The 17,008-nt window shown below is 67.1% G+C and carries 16 protein-coding genes and 6 pseudogenes; 7 read left to right on the forward strand and 15 right to left on the reverse strand.

What is annotated here, in order from left to right; all coding sequences use genetic code 11:
• Window positions 1-497: 497 nt before the first annotated feature.
• The 5 genes and pseudogenes from ABZV00_RS13570 to ABZV00_RS13590 form a co-directional block, all read right to left on the reverse strand.
• A pseudogene (locus ABZV00_RS13570) lies at window positions 498-1,598 on the reverse strand (TIM-barrel domain-containing protein); the annotation flags it as partial.
• 51 nt (window positions 1,599-1,649) lie between these two features.
• Window positions 1,650-1,829 carry a hypothetical protein gene (locus ABZV00_RS13575; protein ID WP_355605394.1) on the reverse strand — a complete coding sequence of 60 codons (180 nt, stop codon included), beginning with the start codon at window positions 1,827-1,829 and terminating at the stop codon, window positions 1,650-1,652.
• A gap of 367 nt (window positions 1,830-2,196) precedes the next feature.
• Complete coding sequence (locus ABZV00_RS13580) at window positions 2,197-3,978, reverse strand: glycoside hydrolase domain-containing protein (protein WP_355605397.1); 1,782 nt, start codon at window positions 3,976-3,978, stop codon at window positions 2,197-2,199.
• A gap of 290 nt (window positions 3,979-4,268) precedes the next feature.
• Complete coding sequence (locus ABZV00_RS13585; RefSeq protein ID WP_355605399.1) at window positions 4,269-4,814, reverse strand: hypothetical protein; 546 nt, start codon at window positions 4,812-4,814, stop codon at window positions 4,269-4,271.
• 223 nt (window positions 4,815-5,037) lie between these two features.
• Window positions 5,038-5,511: a DUF6223 family protein gene (locus ABZV00_RS13590; RefSeq protein WP_355605401.1), complete on the reverse strand. Its 474-nt coding sequence runs from the start codon at window positions 5,509-5,511 to the stop codon at window positions 5,038-5,040.
• Window positions 5,512-5,787: 276 nt separating this feature from the next.
• On the opposite strand from ABZV00_RS13590, the gene ABZV00_RS13595 reads away from it, so the two are divergent.
• Both ABZV00_RS13595 and ABZV00_RS13600 read left to right on the forward strand, forming a co-directional pair.
• The gene (locus ABZV00_RS13595) at window positions 5,788-6,729 is read left to right on the forward strand and encodes a DUF4253 domain-containing protein (RefSeq protein ID WP_355605404.1); all 942 of its coding nucleotides are present in this window, start codon (window positions 5,788-5,790) and stop codon (window positions 6,727-6,729) included.
• A 305-nt stretch (window positions 6,730-7,034) separates the two neighbouring features.
• Window positions 7,035-7,280, forward strand: a pseudogene (locus ABZV00_RS13600) (integrase core domain-containing protein); the annotation flags it as partial.
• Between the two features lie 116 nt (window positions 7,281-7,396).
• Here the strand turns inward: ABZV00_RS13600 and ABZV00_RS13605 are convergent.
• The 4 genes and pseudogenes from ABZV00_RS13605 to ABZV00_RS13620 all read right to left on the reverse strand — a co-directional run.
• Window positions 7,397-7,528, reverse strand: a pseudogene (locus ABZV00_RS13605) (aminoglycoside phosphotransferase); the annotation flags it as partial.
• 338 nt (window positions 7,529-7,866) lie between these two features.
• Window positions 7,867-8,211: a DUF1801 domain-containing protein gene (locus tag ABZV00_RS13610; RefSeq protein WP_355605407.1), complete on the reverse strand. Its 345-nt coding sequence runs from the start codon at window positions 8,209-8,211 to the stop codon at window positions 7,867-7,869.
• Between the two features lie 248 nt (window positions 8,212-8,459).
• Complete coding sequence (locus ABZV00_RS13615) at window positions 8,460-9,008, reverse strand: dihydrofolate reductase family protein (RefSeq protein WP_355605410.1); 549 nt, start codon at window positions 9,006-9,008, stop codon at window positions 8,460-8,462.
• Window positions 9,009-9,175: 167 nt separating this feature from the next.
• Window positions 9,176-10,216, reverse strand: coding sequence for a hypothetical protein (locus ABZV00_RS13620; protein WP_355605412.1), 1,041 nt, complete (start codon window positions 10,214-10,216; stop codon window positions 9,176-9,178).
• 77 nt (window positions 10,217-10,293) lie between these two features.
• On the opposite strand from ABZV00_RS13620, the gene ABZV00_RS13625 reads away from it, so the two are divergent.
• Window positions 10,294-10,923: a TetR family transcriptional regulator C-terminal domain-containing protein gene (locus tag ABZV00_RS13625; RefSeq protein WP_355605415.1), complete on the forward strand. Its 630-nt coding sequence runs from the start codon at window positions 10,294-10,296 to the stop codon at window positions 10,921-10,923.
• 43 nt (window positions 10,924-10,966) lie between these two features.
• Here the strand turns inward: ABZV00_RS13625 and ABZV00_RS13630 are convergent, their stop codons facing one another.
• The 4 genes from ABZV00_RS13630 to ABZV00_RS13645 form a co-directional block, all read right to left on the reverse strand.
• Complete coding sequence (locus ABZV00_RS13630) at window positions 10,967-11,185, reverse strand: zinc ribbon domain-containing protein (RefSeq protein WP_355605587.1); 219 nt, start codon at window positions 11,183-11,185, stop codon at window positions 10,967-10,969.
• Window positions 11,182-11,346 (reverse strand): hypothetical protein, encoded by a 165-nt coding sequence (locus ABZV00_RS13635; RefSeq protein ID WP_355605418.1) that lies wholly within the window; start codon window positions 11,344-11,346, stop codon window positions 11,182-11,184. The genes ABZV00_RS13630 and ABZV00_RS13635 overlap by 4 nt, the downstream gene beginning before the upstream one ends.
• A gap of 589 nt (window positions 11,347-11,935) precedes the next feature.
• Window positions 11,936-12,451 (reverse strand): polyketide cyclase, encoded by a 516-nt coding sequence (locus ABZV00_RS13640; protein WP_355605421.1) that lies wholly within the window; start codon window positions 12,449-12,451, stop codon window positions 11,936-11,938.
• Window positions 12,452-12,568: 117 nt separating this feature from the next.
• The gene (locus ABZV00_RS13645; protein WP_355605424.1) at window positions 12,569-13,021 is read right to left on the reverse strand and encodes a pyridoxamine 5'-phosphate oxidase family protein; all 453 of its coding nucleotides are present in this window, start codon (window positions 13,019-13,021) and stop codon (window positions 12,569-12,571) included.
• A 414-nt stretch (window positions 13,022-13,435) separates the two neighbouring features.
• On the opposite strand from ABZV00_RS13645, the pseudogene ABZV00_RS13650 reads away from it, so the two are divergent.
• A pseudogene (locus ABZV00_RS13650) lies at window positions 13,436-13,558 on the forward strand (RNA polymerase sigma factor); the annotation flags it as partial.
• Between the two features lie 51 nt (window positions 13,559-13,609).
• Here ABZV00_RS13650 and ABZV00_RS13655 read toward each other — a convergent pair.
• Window positions 13,610-13,789, reverse strand: a pseudogene (locus tag ABZV00_RS13655) (MMPL family transporter); the annotation flags it as partial.
• Here ABZV00_RS13655 and ABZV00_RS13660 point away from each other — a divergent pair.
• The 3 genes and pseudogenes from ABZV00_RS13660 to ABZV00_RS13670 all read left to right on the forward strand — a co-directional run bounded on the left by ABZV00_RS13660 (window position 13,758) and on the right by ABZV00_RS13670 (window position 16,491).
• A complete protein-coding gene (locus ABZV00_RS13660) occupies window positions 13,758-14,075 on the forward strand; it encodes a DDE-type integrase/transposase/recombinase (RefSeq protein WP_355605427.1) in 318 nt (105 codons plus the stop codon). The pseudogene ABZV00_RS13655 and the gene ABZV00_RS13660 overlap by 32 nt on opposite strands.
• Window positions 14,076-14,722: 647 nt before the next feature.
• On the forward strand, window positions 14,723-15,613 hold the full coding sequence (locus tag ABZV00_RS13665) for a peptidase M23 (protein WP_355605429.1): 891 nt from the start codon (window positions 14,723-14,725) through the stop codon (window positions 15,611-15,613).
• Between the two features lie 190 nt (window positions 15,614-15,803).
• A pseudogene (locus ABZV00_RS13670) lies at window positions 15,804-16,491 on the forward strand (IS6 family transposase).
• A gap of 70 nt (window positions 16,492-16,561) precedes the next feature.
• Here ABZV00_RS13670 and ABZV00_RS13675 read toward each other — a convergent pair.
• A complete protein-coding gene (locus ABZV00_RS13675) occupies window positions 16,562-16,969 on the reverse strand; it encodes a DUF2267 domain-containing protein (protein ID WP_355605432.1) in 408 nt (135 codons plus the stop codon).
• Window positions 16,970-17,008: the final 39 nt, after the last annotated feature.

Consider the following 17,008-nt stretch of genomic DNA (forward strand, 5'->3'; position numbering starts at 1 on the left):
GGCCAGGACGTCCGGTCGGCGGCGGGCGCGTGGCCGCCACACCTCGACCTGCACGGTGCCGCCGACAGACTCCCACGTGCGGGCCTTGCGCTCCTTGAGCGCCTTGTGGGTGTCGGTCTCGGGCTTCGGACACTGTTCAGTACATCAGCCACTTGGGATGCCTGAGCGGACACCGTGCAGTCGGTCGGTCAAGGTCAGCCCCAGTTAGCGGTAGATCAGGGCCTTGTCGACAGGGTCGGTGTCGCGGAGCATGGCTTGATGTCTCTCAACGTTTCCACGATGTGGCGGATTTCGTCAGGACTCATGGTCCGACGTCCGGGGAGGCGGCGCAGGTTGGCCTCGGCGGTGACCTGTTCTGCTTGGACGTCAGCAAGCAGGCCTACTGCGCGTGGATAACCCCGGTCACCCGCCGTGACCTGGCTGACGCCCATTTGATCAACGCCGCCCTCGACATCCACGCCGACGACCCGGCGTTCGTAGGTGCCGGGCAGAAGCATCTTCCACTGCAGGTCCCGCACGTACGTCTCCGCGCTGCCGCCGAAGATGCCGTCGACGTCGCCGGTCGCCGCATGCTGTCCGGACAGGGTTGCGCCGGCATAGGTGGGAATCTGCCAGCGGATGTAGTCCCAGGAGCCGGACTGGTCCCCGCTCCAGGTGACAGCGCACCGCTGCGTGCCGGCCCAGCCTTCGATGGTCAGGACGGTGGCGCGGTCATTGCTGTTCTGCTCGATGCCGTCGCGCGACTTCTCGCAGGCATCAAGCGCGAAGCGGTACCCCGGCCCGACCCAGGCCACGTCGCTCTTGCGGACCCTGACCCCGCTTTGAACCTCGTATGCCTGGTTGGTCAGATCCGACTCGGTCCACAGGCCCAGCTCGGACCCGTGGCCCGCGAGCATTCCGCCGGTCTCGGGAAGGTCCTCGTAGCCGCAGCCGTAGCCGTCGTTGACCAGCATCCACCCCAGAGGCATTTCGTGGTCGGTGTAGCCCTGTGCGATCGCGGTAGCGTCACGGAGCGTTTCGCGCTCTCCGCGATTGGCGTTGTGCAGGTAGCAGTCCGCGTCGCCAAATTCCAGGGCGTACATCGGCAGCATCGCCGGGCGGCCGGTCAGCTCGGTGTAGCCGTCGATGACCTCACGGGCATCTCCAACGAAGTAGTAGGCGTCGAACCGCTGCTCCTCGTGGGTGGTGCGCACCGGGATGGCGAAGGTGTAGTCACCAGACGCGAAAGTGTTCCGTAGCACCCCGTAACCGTTGCTGGACAGGTAGAACGGTGCGGCATTCGGGTTGCCGCCCTCGTTCCAGTTGTAGTCCCGGGAGATGCCGATGGTGGTGTCCCGGTGGCTGAACCGCCCGTTCTGCATCCCTCCGCCGAAGAACTGCTCCTTCGATCCCTGAGCCAGGGTCTGCGTCGTACCCGCTGACGACCAGGACAGCGGCGCGGTCTCCGCCCACAGCGTGCGGCCGGTCTCGTCCGCAAGGCGCAGGGTGAGGGGGTGCCTGGTCACCGTCAGCGTGGCCTGGTCGGCCTTGAGGACGTAGGCGTCACCGGTGTCGGTGTACGTGGACCCGACCGCACCGTAGTCCCGCTTGACGACGATGTCGGCGTCCGGCGCCGAGGGGTCGCCGGGGTCGTCGTTGGCCGGGTCGGTTTACGTCCCGTCCGGCGCCAGCCAAACGCGGAGCAGGTCGTTCTCGAAGTTCACCCGCAGCGCCGCAGCTCCGGAGCGGAAGGTGTAGGAGTCGCCCTCGGCGGTGAATCCGGAGATGTCGCCCAGGCTGCCCGCAGCTGCCGAGGCGGCAGGCGGGCTGCAAAGCAATGCTGCCGCCACTGCTGTCGCCGTTACTGCGGCCAGTGTCAACGAACGCCGTTGTCGGTTAAACCTGATCATTTCCCTACCAATCATCGGGGTGGGCATGCCGGGTGACTCAGGACCACGTCACCGCGGCATGCCGGAGGTCGGATTGGACGCTTGTTGGGGCGGTCCCTGGCGGTCGGCAGATCGGACCGGTGTTGTCCCGCCCGGCGGTGGCCCGGGAGGGTGGAGCATTGCGGGCATGCGGGGGCCGCGACGGCCACCGCCCGCTCGGTCGAGGCGGCCTGTGAGGGGCGCTCGCGGCCGATCGGCGGTGGCCGCCGCAGGTCACGCGACACGGCGTGCGCGGCACGCCGCCGGCCGTGCCGGTGGCGGCCGGTGGTCAGTCGGTCGGGTAGTTTGCCAATGCCTCAACGACCGCCGCTCGGGCGTCGAGCAGCGCCTGGTAGGCGGCTGGCCCGGGGGTGGCCGCGGGTTCGACACCGGCCAGCGCCGCCACCCGCACCGGGTGGTCCTGGCCACCGCGATCGGCTAGCTGGTCGAGCAGGGCGAAGTCATCCTGACCGTCGCGGAACAGCTCCCACCGGATGCTCGACACCGGTCCGTCCTTGCCCGGGTAGACGAGGTACTCGTCGCCCTGGCGGTAGCGGTATGACCCGTCGGTGTACGGGTCCTGCGGCCACGAGTTGTACGCCCAACGCAGGTAGCCGTCGAGGTTGCGTTGTGCGCTGAGCCAGGACAGCACGCGTGCGCCGAGGGGTGCGGCCGGGGTCACCGTGTTCGGGTAGGCCGGGTTGGACCAGGTGTAGAAGGTGGTCTTCTTGCCCTCCGCCCGGCGCCGGTCGATCATCTCCTGCGACCAGTTGTCAACGTCGGAGTAGTTGAGCGACAGGTCCTGCGCGAACGCGTCGGTGCTCGCGGATCCGGCGATCGCGATCTGGTCGACGAAGACCGGTGCGACCTCCCGGACCAGGTCGATGGCCACCTGCATCTCGCTCGCGGGCCGCTCGTCGAAGGCGAGGTAGGTCCGGTCCAGCCAGCCCCGGTCCCGTACGTGGTTCTCGAACGCGACGAGGAACGCCGACCAGGCGTCCCTCCACTCCGCGCCACCCAGTGAGACCTCCTGGTCCACCCGCTGACCGGTCCGGGTGTCGGTGTAGACGACGTGCTGGTAGCCCCGGAACATCAGCAGCCCGAAGGCGTGGATGTACGGGCCGACGCCGGCCCGCATCCCCTCCTCGACCAGACGGTCCCAGTTGGCGAAGTCGAAGGACCACTGCTCGCCGTCGTGGAACCAGTCGACGGTCGAGTGGTACGGCACGTAGGTCTGCGACCGCCACTGGCCGTCCGGCCACAGCACCGGCCACGGGTCCTCGGCGATCGCCGAGTTGATGACGCGCTGGCCGCGCGAGGCCAGGTCCTCCAGGTACGGCCGGATGGCCTTGAAGTGCTGGTCGGACCACAGTTCGAGGCCGGCCTGGTCGGCGACGGTGTCCGGCTGGAACCAAAGATTCAGGTGGAAGTCCCGCTCGGCGACCGGCGGCAGGGTCACGTCGGCGATTTTCACCGTCAGGTCGTACTCGACCGCCTTGACCTTGTGGGCGGTCACGGTGATCCGGCTGTGATAGGTGCCGGGGCGGGCGTCCGGTGGTACGGCGAGGGTGAACCAGACCGGCTGCGCCTGGCCGGCGGGCACGTCCACCCGGTCGACCTCGCGCAGCGGGTCGGCGATCATCCCGCCCCGGTCGTCGGGGATGTAGGCGGGATAGCGGACCTGGATCGCCTTCGAGATCGCGCCGCCCTTGCCGGTCGGCTTCAACGGACCAACTTGCACCTGGAGTTTCTCGAGGTCCTGGGCGCTAGCCACGGCGATTTGGGCGGACGCTTGTCCGCCCCGGACGGTTGTCAAGGACAGTTGTCGGTCGGTGCCGGTAGGCACCGACTCCGGGGTGACCTGCGGGACGCGCTCGAACGACGAGGACGCGAAGTCGCCGGTCGGCACCCAGATCTTGAGGGCGTCCGCGGGCGGCCGCGCACTGGCCGGAGTGGGTGCGGCGACGGATCCGACCAAGAGCGCGACGGCCGCGAGCCCCGCGCTGAGGCGGCGTGATCGGACCGCTGTGGTCGGTGGACGGGTGATGTTCGACGGTGCGGAAGGAGGCACGTGATCAACTCCTGTGAGCGATATTGCCGGGATCCGACTGATAGCGATCAGTATTGATCAGCACCCGCCGCGAGGCAAGAAGCCACTTTGGACGCCGGGCTCAGCTGGTCGGGCGGCGACCCGAGCCGACCGGGCGGAGGGGGTGCGCGATAGCGACAACTTCTTGGTAATATCGAGCATGAAACTCCACGCTGAACTGCCGGCAGAACTCCTAGGTTGAGGATGTTGCGGCCGGCGCGGCCCGTCGAGTCGAACACAGTGATGTTCATGGGCGTCTCCCCCGGTTGGCGTCAGGCAAGAGGTTCGGCTGCGGTCGAGCGATGCGCGGCGCCGCGTTCGCCTTGCTCACGGCCCTTAGACAGGCCGCGGTCCAAGACGAACACCAGCGCATACGCCTCGGCGAAGGCGCATACCGCCCACATCGCCCAGGCCAGAACGCTGACGCTCAGGGGCTGGTGCAGCACGTTGAATGGGCCCATGAACTCGGCGAACACGGTGCCCAGCCACACGACGAGGCCGAGCCGCCATGCCCTGCTGTGCAGGCCAGTCGTCCACGCAGGAGCGATGGACCGGTAAACGAAGGCGTAGCCGATCCCGAACGCGAGCATCCCGCCGAGGATGATCAGCGGATTCTCCAGAATCCGTGGAAGTGGCTCCAGTTCCTTCCACACGGTGATGACCTTGGGATGCTGGGTATCGGGGTCGAACAACAACCCTTCCGCGCCAAGGCGTGAACCGCCGAGCAGCCGGAATGTGACGAACGTACCTAGCACGAACGCGATGCCTCCGGCGAGGCCGGCAGCGAGTGTTCGCCAGATCGAGATGGTGTGTCGCATCGTTCTCCTTCCTGAGTTGGGGTGCCGTGAAGGAAGCTGTTACCAAGGGCCATGTAGCGCTGCGTGACTGAATGCCTGCTGAAGGGGTGCCTGCCGGTACGTCTGCGGCTCTGGGCAGCTACCCGAGCATGAGGCTGGGCGGGCGCCTACGGCGCGCTAGAACTTGGTGCGGCGGTCTTCAGGCAGACTCGAACACGCGCTCGTATTCGCTGCGGTCAGCCGATCAGACGGTGCGGCGGGAGCGGGCCAGAGCCAGCCCGCCGAGGGCCGTGGCGATCAGCCCAAACACCAGAGATGCGAAGCCACCAACTATTCCGTAGCCGGTGCCGGCACCACCCTCGGCCGCGGCCACCACGTACCCGCCAAGGACAATGCCGATCACGCCCGCCACGAGCGCAACGATGGCCCCCCTTTTCCCGCTACCGCTGCCGATACGACCAGCGGAGCGGGCCAGAGCCAGCCCAGCGATGGCCGTGCCGGCCAGCGCCACCAACGCGCCCACGGCGCTCAAGAGTCGCCCGGTGGTCAAAGCGTAAGCATCGTTGGCGACGAGCGGCTGGGCCTCGACCTGCACGTCCGGCGGTCCGACAAGCCCGAAAGTCCCGAGCAGGACGGCCCCGGCGATGACAAGCACAAGCACGGCTCCGGCGATGACAAGCACACGCCGGGTTGACGTCAGGGCTTTCGATGAACTCATGACCCTCCACCTTTCGCGCGTCTCACTTCGAAAGTTTGGATGTCGTCTGATCATGTCGCCGGGCGCACCGCCAGTCGTCCTGCAGACGCAGGTAATTCGCGCTACCGCAAGCGGCGCATCCGGCTGCTGCGGATGCCGCAGAAGCCGGGAAGGTACCGCGTGTGCGGTAGGACTGAACAAGGAAGTCGGCGGATTGAGGCGGCGGTGTGAATGGCGCCATCCATGGCCGCGGAGACTCGGCGAGGCAACCTCTCGACCAGACCTGGGCGATGGTGCGTGCGTTGCTTGCCGGATCCTAATGTGCACCTGGACCCACCTCTACGCCGCGTGGCGTCGATGATCGGAGACACTTTCACCGTGCGAAACGACCTCGACCAGATCGAAGCGGCGTTCGTCGGCACGCCACTGGCAGGCCTGCCGATCGGGCACGGCCCGTCGGGCACTGTCCTCGTCGCCGACATCGACCCCAATCGCCTGCAGGAGGCATGGCAGGCTGCCGACGCACTGGTGCCGGTCATCGGACGCCGGCCCGTCATGGTCACCGACGACTTCGACGACACGCTGAGGATCCGGCCCGAGCCCGAACCGGGCCCGTCGGAGTCGGAGCTGCGTGCGTTCGTCGAGGCGGCCGAATCTTCCGAACCCTGGCTGGCCTACCGCCACTACAGCGAGGACGACGTGGTCGACGAGGGCGAGGTCGAGTACTACGCGCGTGGCATGGCGGGCGTCGACCTGGACCTGACGGCCCTGGTGTCGGATGTGGCGCTGCCGACTCCGCGCCAGGCGCTGGAGCGGGCGCTGTACGATCGCCTGCTCGCCGACGCCGACCTTTACGCCCGGGTGCTTGGCAGCGTGCGTTTCGTGACGCAGACCGGCTACTGGTACACGCCTGACAGCGTCCTGCTCATGTTGCTGCCCACCAGCGACGTCCGCAGCTCGGGGTACTGGGTGGACTTCTTCGGTGCGCTCACCCAGGAGTACCGGCGGACGCTCGCCGAGGTGTTGGCGCAGTGGCGCCACCGGTGGGACGCCCGCCTGGTCGCGTCGTGGGGCACCATGCTGCAGTTCCAGGTGGGTCGTCGCCCGGCACCGGGTGAGGACGCATGGACCGCGGCCGGCCAGCTCAAGGCGCTCGCCCCGAACCTCGACCTGAGCCGGTGGGAGGTCGCCGTTGCCTTGCCCGCCGGTGACGCGTGGTTCGTGCACAACCGGCCCTGACAAACTCGACCAGACCGTGACCCGCCGAGATCGGCCGTCGCCCTGCGGACTGAGCCGCTCCTTGAGGTCGTGGCCCTAACTGTTCTGTCCATGGACGTTGGTGACGTGACCGGGTCTTGAAAGGGTGAGGACCTCCCGGATTGGTGTGGCGCTACCAGACAGCCCGCACCCGACCCAGGGAGGTCCTCGTGGTTCACCCAGGCGCCGCGGGCACTGCGCTCACGTGGCCAGCCCGACACTTCGAATCGAAGACAGCCTCACGGCGTCAATAGCGTTCAGAGTCGGAGTGAGCCACCCCCGCTTTCATGGAGCTTCTTGATCATAGTCTGATGGAATGCCTGCAGGACAACGGAATCCTGCCGTACATGGGCTCCGTCGGTGACTCGTACGACAACGGACTGATGGAGAACTCCTGGTCCACGTTGAAGATCGAACTCGTCTACCGCACGAGGTGGCGGACCCGCGACGAGGCCGAGAACGCGATCTTTGCGTACATCGATGGCTGGTACAACACCCACCGCATCCAGAGAGAACTCGGCTACCTCACCCCGACGAATACGAGCCCGCCTGGCACACCCGCAAGCACGACCAGGCCGAGCCAGCTATCGCCGCTCCTGCGCCAGCCGGCAGCAGGTAACCACCGCTTCATCAAAGCGGGGGAACTCAGTTCTGCCTGTTCGGCGCTGTGGCCGCTGCCGATGAGCCACTGGACGAGTAACGCGAGTTCGACCCAGGCCGCAGCCTTGGTTGCCCACGCCCAGTCGACGATCCGTAGGAGGTGCGTGGTCATGATCAGGTTGGGTAGGCGGGGCGAAGAGGGGGTCCAGCCATTCGTGCGGCAACTCCGTCAACACGTGATGGTTCGTGCCGATCCACCGCGTCGAGGCGGCGACGGACGCAGTCGTGGTGGTCGGCGGCACCTGACAGTTCCCCGGCACGCGGGCGACCACCACGGGTCGCCCGCGCGCCGGATGCTCGACGCGGTCCTCACGGCACTCTCCTCACCAGGCACAACGCCCGACAGGTCAGGCCGAAAACACCGTTAGATCCACAGACCCCACGGCTCAAGCAAGCCGGTGGGGCGATTTCAGGGTTGCAGGTGTGCGCCAGACCCTGCCACGGCAGACACCCTCTCAGCTACAAGGCAGCCGTGGTCTTTTCCAGGATGCTGGCGAGTGCGCCGTAGTCGACGTCTTGCCCTTCTTTGATGTCGACGGTCTTGCGTTCGCCGTTGCCCATTGCCCGGAGGAATCCCTTGACCTCAGGGATGTCCGTTGCGTTGAACACCATGAACGAGACCTTGGCCTTGGCTACCGCGATGACGGCCGCGTGGTGCCCGTTCTTGATGTAGTGCGGCTTGCCGTACTGAAGCCGTTCCTCGGCACCTGGGATGGTCTGGCCGATCATCGCACGTAGTTTCTCGCATACGTCGATCTGCCACGGCTGCGTCTTGTTGATGTACTGGGTGACGTCGTCGTTCACTGTCTTCTCCTTGATTGCCGCTCGCTGGAAAGCACGGGTCTTACGGAGAACGTGTCGTGGCGGAGGTAGAACTCGGCGAGTTCCTCCTCAATGGGGTGCCCGGACACGGCGAACCGGCAGCCCTTCGAAGTGGCCTTCGCGGGGCGCGTCCGAGCGGATCCGCTGCCTGGGGGCCAATCCGATGTCTCGGGTGCGGTGTCGTCGCTTCCGAGACATCGGCCGCTGGTTGATATGCAGGGTGGTGTTCTTCAGGTGGTGGTGGGGTGGTAGGTGAGGACGACGACTCCCGAGGTGAATGTCGTCGTGCCGGTGAGTTGCACGGGGGTGGCGCTGTCGGGTCGGAATAGGGGTTCGCCCTCGCCCTTGATGACGGGGTAGATCCAGATGCGGTACTCGTCGAGCAGCCCGTGCTTGGCGAGGTCGTCGGTGAGCCGGCCGCAACCCCAGGTGAGGATGTCGTTGCCGGGTTGGGACTTTAGCTTGGTGACCTCGGAGATTAGGTCGCCACCCGGGATGATCGTCGAGTTGCCCCAGTTGGCGGGCTCGTCCAAGGTAGCGGAGACGGCGTACTTGGCGATGCTGTTGACGTGGTCGCCGTAGGGGTTGCCACCCATGTTGGGCCAGGCTTCGGCCATGCCCTGGTAGGTGACGCGGCCGAGTAGCAGTGCGTCGCAACCCAGGGTGAGCTTCAGGGCGTACTCCATAGCGTCCTGGCTGTTGTGCTGCATGGACCACAGGTGGGGCTTGTCAATGTACCCGTCAAGAGTGGCGTATGTGGAGGCGATGATTTTCCGCATGGGTGGTTCCTTCCGAGTGATGGTGGTAATCAACTGATACGGAATTTGCGATCGGGATTGCTGGCCGTCGAAATCCGCTTGGTGACCTCCTAGGGGCGGCGATGCGCCACGGTGAGCGTCGGGGCGTGTGCGGCGCGAGGAGGGTCGTCGCGGCGGCTGGTGCGCCTTTACTTGAGATGGAAGACGTGGACCATGTGTGGTGCGTCGATGAGGGTGTGCGGCGCCAGTGCGTGGTATGCCCAGACGTGAACCCATGCGTTGCCGGTTCGCACCGTGAGCACCGTCTTGAACATTCCCGGCGCGAAGTAGGTCAACAGCAGGAAGGCGACCGACAGGGTGGCGTTGCCCGGTGTGGTGAACACCGTCCATGCGTCCCAGATGTGCAGCGCCGTATAGGTGAGCCCGCCCAGGATCACCGTGGTCGCGGTCGATCCGGTGAGTCGGAGAAAGCGCGGCACCAGGATCGCGTAGATGAAGATCATGGCGGGTAGCACGGCGCCAGCGAGGTACAGAATGAAGGTGAGGGAAGCCCCGAGCACGAGTTGACCGGGCGTGAGATCGAAGATCCCTGGAGCGAGCACGGCGATCTGGACGAGTGACTCGATCAAGAGGATCGCGCCGATGAGAACGGTGTCGGCCCGGCGGTTGCTCGAGCGGAGGTTGAGCGCCTCGGCGGAGTAGCGCCGCCGGAAGAACAGGAGCGGAACGACCGCGTAGACGAGGAGGTTGTAGGTCGCCCACGCGATGGACTCGGCGGGGCTGACGTGTTCGTGCGTTCCATAGATCGAGCCGGCGAGGTGAAGCCCGAAGGGGTGCCATCCCGCGAGTCGGGCAAGGATGAAGCCCAGCCCCAGCCCACCAGCCCCATAGAGAAGCAGGAACAGCGTCTCACGGGCGGCCACCGAGCGCTCCGGCGCGCGGTCAGCCAGGTTGGGCAGCGTCCGCTTGCGCGTGAGCCAGTACGTCAGCACGGTGAGCAGGAGCACCTCGGCGAGGGCCAGGTTGGCGTCCACCAGGTGGCCGATCGGCGTCTGGGGCGCAGCAGCCGGCCAGTCGAACGGGAGCGCGTCTCCCGCCACGGCAAGGACCACCGCGTTGCCCCCGAGCCAACCGATGGCGGTGAGGTGGACGCCGCGACTGCGGAGCAGTGCGGTCAGGCCACGCCGGGGCGGTCGTGGCTGCACGTCGGCCTTGCGGGAGAGCGTCACCGTCTGTCTCCGGAGGTTTTCGTGATACGACTGTGCTAAGTCGGGCCAGCCTAACACAGCTGTGATATAAAAGGTCAATGCCCAAAGTGGTGGATCCGGCAGAGCGTCGACGAGAGCTGGTCGAGGCGGTATTGCGGGTGATGCGCCGCGACGGTCTGGAGCAAGCCTCGGTCCGCAACGTCGCCCGTGAGGCGGGACTGTCGATGGGCTCGCTGCGTCACTACTTCGCAAGCCAGTCCGAACTCATGGTGTTCGCGTTCCGGACGGTCATCGACCGGATCGAGTCCCGCCTCGCCGGGTTGGAGCCCGAGCCCGACCCGACGCGACGAGCGCAGCGCCTGCTGGCGGAACTGCTCCCGCTCGACGACGAACGGCGGGCAGAGAACGAAGTCTGGTTGGCCTTCAACTCCCGGGCCATGGTCGACCCTGCGCTTCGGGCCCTGCGTGACGAGGGATACGACGCCCTGCGTGCCGGCTGTCAAGCGATGGTCACCGACCTGTCCGTGGCCGGTCTGGCCCCGACCGACGTACGGGCGGAGGCCGAACGGCTACACGCCCTGCTAGACGGCCTCGCCGTGCACGCGGCCATGCGGCCGGACATCCACACGGCTGAGTCGTTGACGGCCGCCATCGCACGTCACCTCGACGCCCTCGCGATCGAACGCTCCTCGCGCGACGCATCTGAGCGCGAGGACACACGAGCGTGAGCGACCCAATCCGGCTTTCATGACGGTGGCAGACCGATGGGGTTCACCTGCGACCGCTGCCGCTGAGCCGAGCCCGCTCTGGTGCTGCGTCGGCGTTGCGGTCTCGGTCCATGGCCAGGCCGCACGCCTCGCAGTGGTACTCGCGCTCGGACAGGGCGAGCTTGGCTTTCGCCTTGCCACAACCCGAGCAGGTCTTGGAGGAGGGGTACCAGCGGTCGGCGACGAGCAGCCGACCGCCGTTCCATTCGGTCTTGTACGTCAGTGCCGGCGGATCTCGGCGAACCCGGCGTCGGCGATGTGTCGAGCCAGACGCCGATTAGACAGCATCCCGGTCAAGTTCAGGTTTTCGACCACAACCGTGCCGTACTCACGAGCAAGCCGGGTGGTGAGCTTGTGCAGGCCGTCGCGGCGCAGGTTCGCCACGCGGGCGTGTGCGCCGACCGGGCCGCGCCGACGCGTGTTCCCAGCGCTTCGACGGGCGCTGCCCGGTCCTGCGGTCCGGACCTTGCTTGCGCGACAGCGCCCGGCCCAGGGCACGTAAAGGTCGGCTCGGCCGCCCATGCTTCGCTCGACGATCTCCAGGTGCTCGGCCGCCAACTGCGGATCGGCGAAGGTCGAGTCCGTGCCCTCGCTGAGCTTCTCGGTGGCCGGCCTTGGCTGCGCACACCGAACTCGAATGTGGTGCGGGTGTCGTCGGTGGGTCGGGGCCGCATTCGGTATGCGAAGCTTGCGCCGTTGACCACGGCGGGGGTGGCGACCATCCACGGCGCGTTGACCAGTCCGCTGTCGACTGCCGGTTTCTGGGCGGCCAGCATGCAGAGGGACGGCAGGGCGGTGATCAGGTAGAGGTCGAGATCGTCGAAGGGCTTCTGTTCGCCGACGGTCACGCCTGTCCAGACCTCGACCCCGCGCTGGGTAGACGGAGAACCGCCAGATGACGCCGAGATCCCCACTCATCCGCGGGCCCATCCGCGCCCCGCCAGCGTCCGCTCCTGCCGATGAGGCTTGATCCTCAATCCTTGGCCGTGCCCTGGTGGTGGTGACGCTCGGCGAGTTGCTTCAGGTTCAGTAGCTGACGTCGAGCCATGATCAGGTCGCCGACGGACAGCCCGAGGGCGACCCAGCGGGTGGTCTGCATGACGACCTTGAGCAGCAAGCGCGTGTCGTGCTCCTGGGGCACGAGGACGTAGGACATGAAGGCGCCCATGATGGTGCCCGTCAGCTGTTTCCCCGGGTCGACCGAGACGATCCTGCCCAGCTCCCGCCCGCCAGCAGTAGTGAATCTCTCTCCGACTTGCGGCTCGGAAAGGCCTACGAGCTCTCGAGGTGAACGGCAGCCGAGGTTGTCGATCCAGTCATAGGAGTACGGCGCAAGCCGCACTTGTGCAACCCACGGCCACACCACTTCGGCAGACGCCTCGACGCGCACACCCCGCCACGCCTGCAGCGCGGGTGAGACGACGAAGTCGTCGCACGGATAGCAGCGCAATTTCTCGCTGTCGGTCACGCCCCACCGGTCACCGATCATGCACCCATCCTCCACCAACGCCCGGCATCCGGATCTGCCGCGAAGCGCGCGACCGTGTAGTGATCCTCGACCCGTCTGCCCGCTACATGCGAGCGATTTCGTACCCGGTGGTTGCCGTCAGACCAGCCAGCGACCATCACGCATCAGGTCCCGGCCGGCGAGCTCGTTCTCCTCCCGCCACGCCTGTGTCCGTCGAGGTGTCACCCGGAAGTACGCGTAGCGGGTCGTGCCTACCCGTGCATCCCAGAGTTTCGCGGCGAATGCGTCGGCCAGATCGGCTGGCACGGTTTCGCGCGAGAACGTCTCGACGGTGCCGTCGACGAGCACCACGTCGCGGGTCGGACCGACGGACAGTCGTGCCCGTCCAGAGGAACGCAAGTTGCGCCCGGTCGGGCTGGACTCGGCTGTCGCGAAGGTGAATGCCGCGCCGTCCCAGAGGAAGGACAGCGGCACCAGGTAGGCGTTGCCGTCCCGGTCCGCTGAGGCGACCCATGCGTCCAGGTCGTTTTCGAGGCGGGCGAGCGTGTCCTGCTTACGTTGCCGCAGGGTGCGCGGCGGTTCGGGTACCACGTGGGGATCCTCCTTCATACGTTTGCGAGGGGCTCGCGGTTCTCCCGCTCGACAGGCGCCCCCGTTCAAGGATCGGTGTTCAAGTGGACTTGAACGCAAGCGGCACGGCCTGGACCTCCGAGCCTGGTAGCCGGTCGGGCTCACGGCGGTCTTTCCAGCAACGAATCGACCGCTCACTGGGCCGACTCATCCTGTCGGCGATCTCGTCGGGCACCGCGTCTGGTGCCGGCGATATCGGGTCGGCGGCGCACCTGGTCCCCAACGGGCCCTGCAAGCCGTCCTCGCGTCGGGCTCGTCCTCTCGGCGATCTTCGCGTCGTGGAGCATCCGCCGATAGACCACATCGGATAGTAGGCGTTTCAGTGTCGCCGTGGACGAGCGCGAGCATCTGAACAGCGACTACCGGAGGGCCCGTCACCATCGCCTTCACGCCGTACGTGCACACCTGCTGGAGATGGCGGGCGACCATGCGGCCGCCCGCTCCTGCTACCTACTGGCCGCGCACCGTACGGCCAGCCTTCCCAAGCGGCGTCACCTCCAGAGGCGGGGCCTTCCGGTCCGGCGCCGGAAGGCCCGCGGCGGAAGGCTGTCACCTGCCTGCGCCCAGGGAAGCGGGTTCGGGGTTGGCCTCGCCCGCCGGCGGCTCGGGCTCGTGGTGCTTGAACAGCTTGCTGGGCCACCACATCCATCGACCTACGTCCAGAGTCAGCGCGGTGACCAGCACCGAGCGGACGATCATGGTGTCCAGCAGCACGCCGAACGCCAGCGCGGCTCGGCTGTTCCTCCGCCGGGCGCTGTCGACATTGAAGGTGACGCCCGCGGAGGTCGTCACCGACGCCGCTGCGGTCTACCCCGGCGTGCTGGATGAGCTGATCCCGTCGGCGTGGCACCACGTCGAGCAGTATTCGAACAATCTGATAGAGGCTGATCACAGCCAGCTCAAACACCGGTTGAGACCGATGCGCGGGCTACGAACGGACAAGACAGCACAGGTGATCATCGCCGGCCACGCCTTCATGCAGAACCTCCGACGCGGATTACGAACTCGGCGTTGACGCCCCGCCCGCTCCGCGGGTCGCCGCTGCTTTCACCGAACTCGCCCAAGCGATCTGACCGTGGATTCGGCGCGGTTCAACACGTCCGCCGATCCGATAGGCAACGGCGCCCTCATGGCCTCCATCGTGTCGGGCCCGCCAGCGTCCAGCACACGCAGAACCGGACGTCAACCGGCATAACTCAATTCTCGAGCCCCACAGGTGGTCGGCGAGGCTCGCGGCGACAGTTGCCGCGCTCAGCCTCGTGGTGGGTGTCGCCGCAGGCCTTCTCTGGAATGTGGCGGCGGGCATCTGAGCATCGAACGTCGGTCCGGTGAACAGCAGGGGAACCGCGGATGATCATAAATCAGGAAACCATGATCAGTTATAGGCGAATCCCCTGATCTGGCGCTGGCCCGTCGCAACTGGTGGAGTCCGACATCGCCCGAACGGACGAGTTAGTGGATCACCTGGCGAGGGACGTCCGCGCGCGCCGTTCGTACCCTGCGCTGTGGGGTGGCAGCGGGAGGGGCGGTATGCCCGGATGGCGAGGATCCCTACCGGCGCCGCCGGACTGGGGAGGAGGATCCCGTTGCGCAGGGTGAAGTGTGAGCACCGCCACCTGATCACCCTGGGTGACCATGGTTTCTCCCGCCTAGCCTCGGCGGATGCGTAACGACGGCAATCCCGACCACCCGCGCGGCCTCGGCGGCCCGGCTGACCGTTCGGACGATATCCCCTCCATCGATCAGCCAGTCGGCACGTCCCAACCCCGACTCTCCACCGGTTGGCTGCGTACCCGCCTCGGCGGCCTCGGTAAACCCTTCGCCGCCCGACCCGGCCGGACCCGCATGGCGGTGGCCACCGGCGCCGTGTGCTGCCTCGGTCTCGTGGGCGTCACCTTCATCGGCGCCGACCCCGCCGGCGAGTCACTCACCCCCGACCAGCGCGCCGAGATCGCCCAGCGGGCGGAGGCCGACGCGGCCTCCCGCGGGCAGGCCCGCCAGCCCGCCGCCCCGGTCACCGAAACCCCCGCCCCGGAGAGCTCCCCGTCGACGACAACGCCCGCGCCCAAGCCCAAGGCGACGTCGAAACCGAAGCCCAAGCCCAAGCCCAAGCGGATCGTCCCGGTCGCCGGGCTGGACCAGGCGCAGATGGACAACGCCAAGGCGATCGTGCGTACCGGCCGGGACATGGGTGTGCCGCGCCGGGGGCTGGTGATCGCGGTGGCCACCGCGATGCAGGAGAGCAACCTCTACAACTACGCCAGTGGCGTGCTGCCGGAGTCGCAGGACTACCCGCACCAGGCGATCGGCTGGGACCACGACTCAGTCGGGCTCTTCCAGCAGCGGCCCAGCACCGGCTGGGGGAACGTGCGGGACCTGATGAAGCCGGAGTTCGCGACCCGTCAGTTCCTCACCGCCCTGGAGGCGATCCCCGGCTGGCAGGACCTCCCGCTGACCGCCGCGGCCCAGGCGGTGCAGGTGTCGGCGTTCGGTTGGCTGTACGCCCAGCACGAGTGGCGGGCCACCGAGGTCGTGAACGCCATCCTCGCCTGACCGCGGGCAACCGGAGCCGCGTTTCCTCTGCTGCCGCTGGAGCGCGGCGTCGGCCTGCGGTATGTGGCCGGTCGGTAGGGCTTCGTCAGTTGTTTCTCCCTCTTGCCTGACTGACTCACACTTGCGTTGAGCGTCGCCAAGATAGAGGCAGACTTGAGCAGTGAAGTCGTCGACCCAGCCTGACTCGTGGCTGCCTCCGACGTCCGCGTTCGCCGGCTTCCGGTTCCCGCCTGAGGTGATCGTGGTCGCGGTCCACGGGTATCTGCGGTTCAACCTGTCCTATCGCGACGTTGAGGAACTGCTGGCCAACGTGGGGTCGAGTTCGATCACGTCACGGTCTACCGGTGGGTGCAGCGGTTCACGCCGCTGTTGGCCGACGCCGCCCGCTTCTGCCGGCACTCACCTGGCGACAGGTGGTTCGTTGATGAGACGTATGTCAAGGTGAACGGTGTGTGGCGGTACGTGTACCGGGCGGTCGACCAGGACGGGCAGGTCATCGATGTGCTGGTTTCGGCCCGCCGCGACGCCGGCGCGGCCCGGCGATTCTTCCGACGAGCGCTGTCGACGTTGAAGGTGACACCCGGCGAGGTCGTCACCGACGCCGCGCCGGTCTACCCGGCGTGCTCGACGAGCTGATCCCGTCCGCGTGGCACCACGTCGAACGGTACGCGAACAACCCGATCGAGGCTGATCACAGCCAGCTCAAACAGCGGTGGAGACCGATGCGCGGGCTACGAACGGACAAGACAGCACAGGTAATCATCGCCGGACACGCGTTCATGCAGAACTTCCGACGCGGCCACTACGAACTCGCCGTCGACGCCCCGCCCGCTACGCGGGTCGTCGCTGCGTTCACCGAACTCACCCAAGCGATCTGATGTGAACCGCGGGGCCTGGACCCGGGTTCAACACGTCCGCCGATCCGATAACGCAACGGCGCCGCCGGGCCTACGTGCCAATCCGCCGGGGTTCGAGCCGGGTGGCCGCCGGCCCCGTCAGCTGCCAGAACTCCTTCGGCAACTGGGCGATGGAGTCCTCGTACTCCTTCGCGCTGACCGCGTCCCGCAGCGTGTCCAGCACGGCGCGCACCCCGTCGGTCGCCGTCTGGAACTCCACCGCGGCGCGTTGCTGCACCCGCTCGAAGAACTCGGGAAGCTCGAACGGTTCGGCCTCCTCGTCGGGCTTGCGTAGGTCACCCCGCAGCCCCTCGGGGAGCTGCACGGCGAGATCCCGTGCCTGGCCGCCGCTGAGCCGCTCCGCCAACGTCGCGAGCGTGGCACGGGTGATCGGCTCGGCCAGCGTCGGTGACATCTTCGGTCGCGTCGACACCGACTGGATGAACTCCGCGTAATTCACCTCGAACCCCCTCCTGCCGCGAATGCTGCGTCTACCCGC

Origin of the sequence: Micromonospora sp. NPDC005173 (genome assembly GCF_040608515.1) — a bacterium.
GTDB lineage: Bacteria > Actinomycetota > Actinomycetes > Mycobacteriales > Micromonosporaceae > Micromonospora.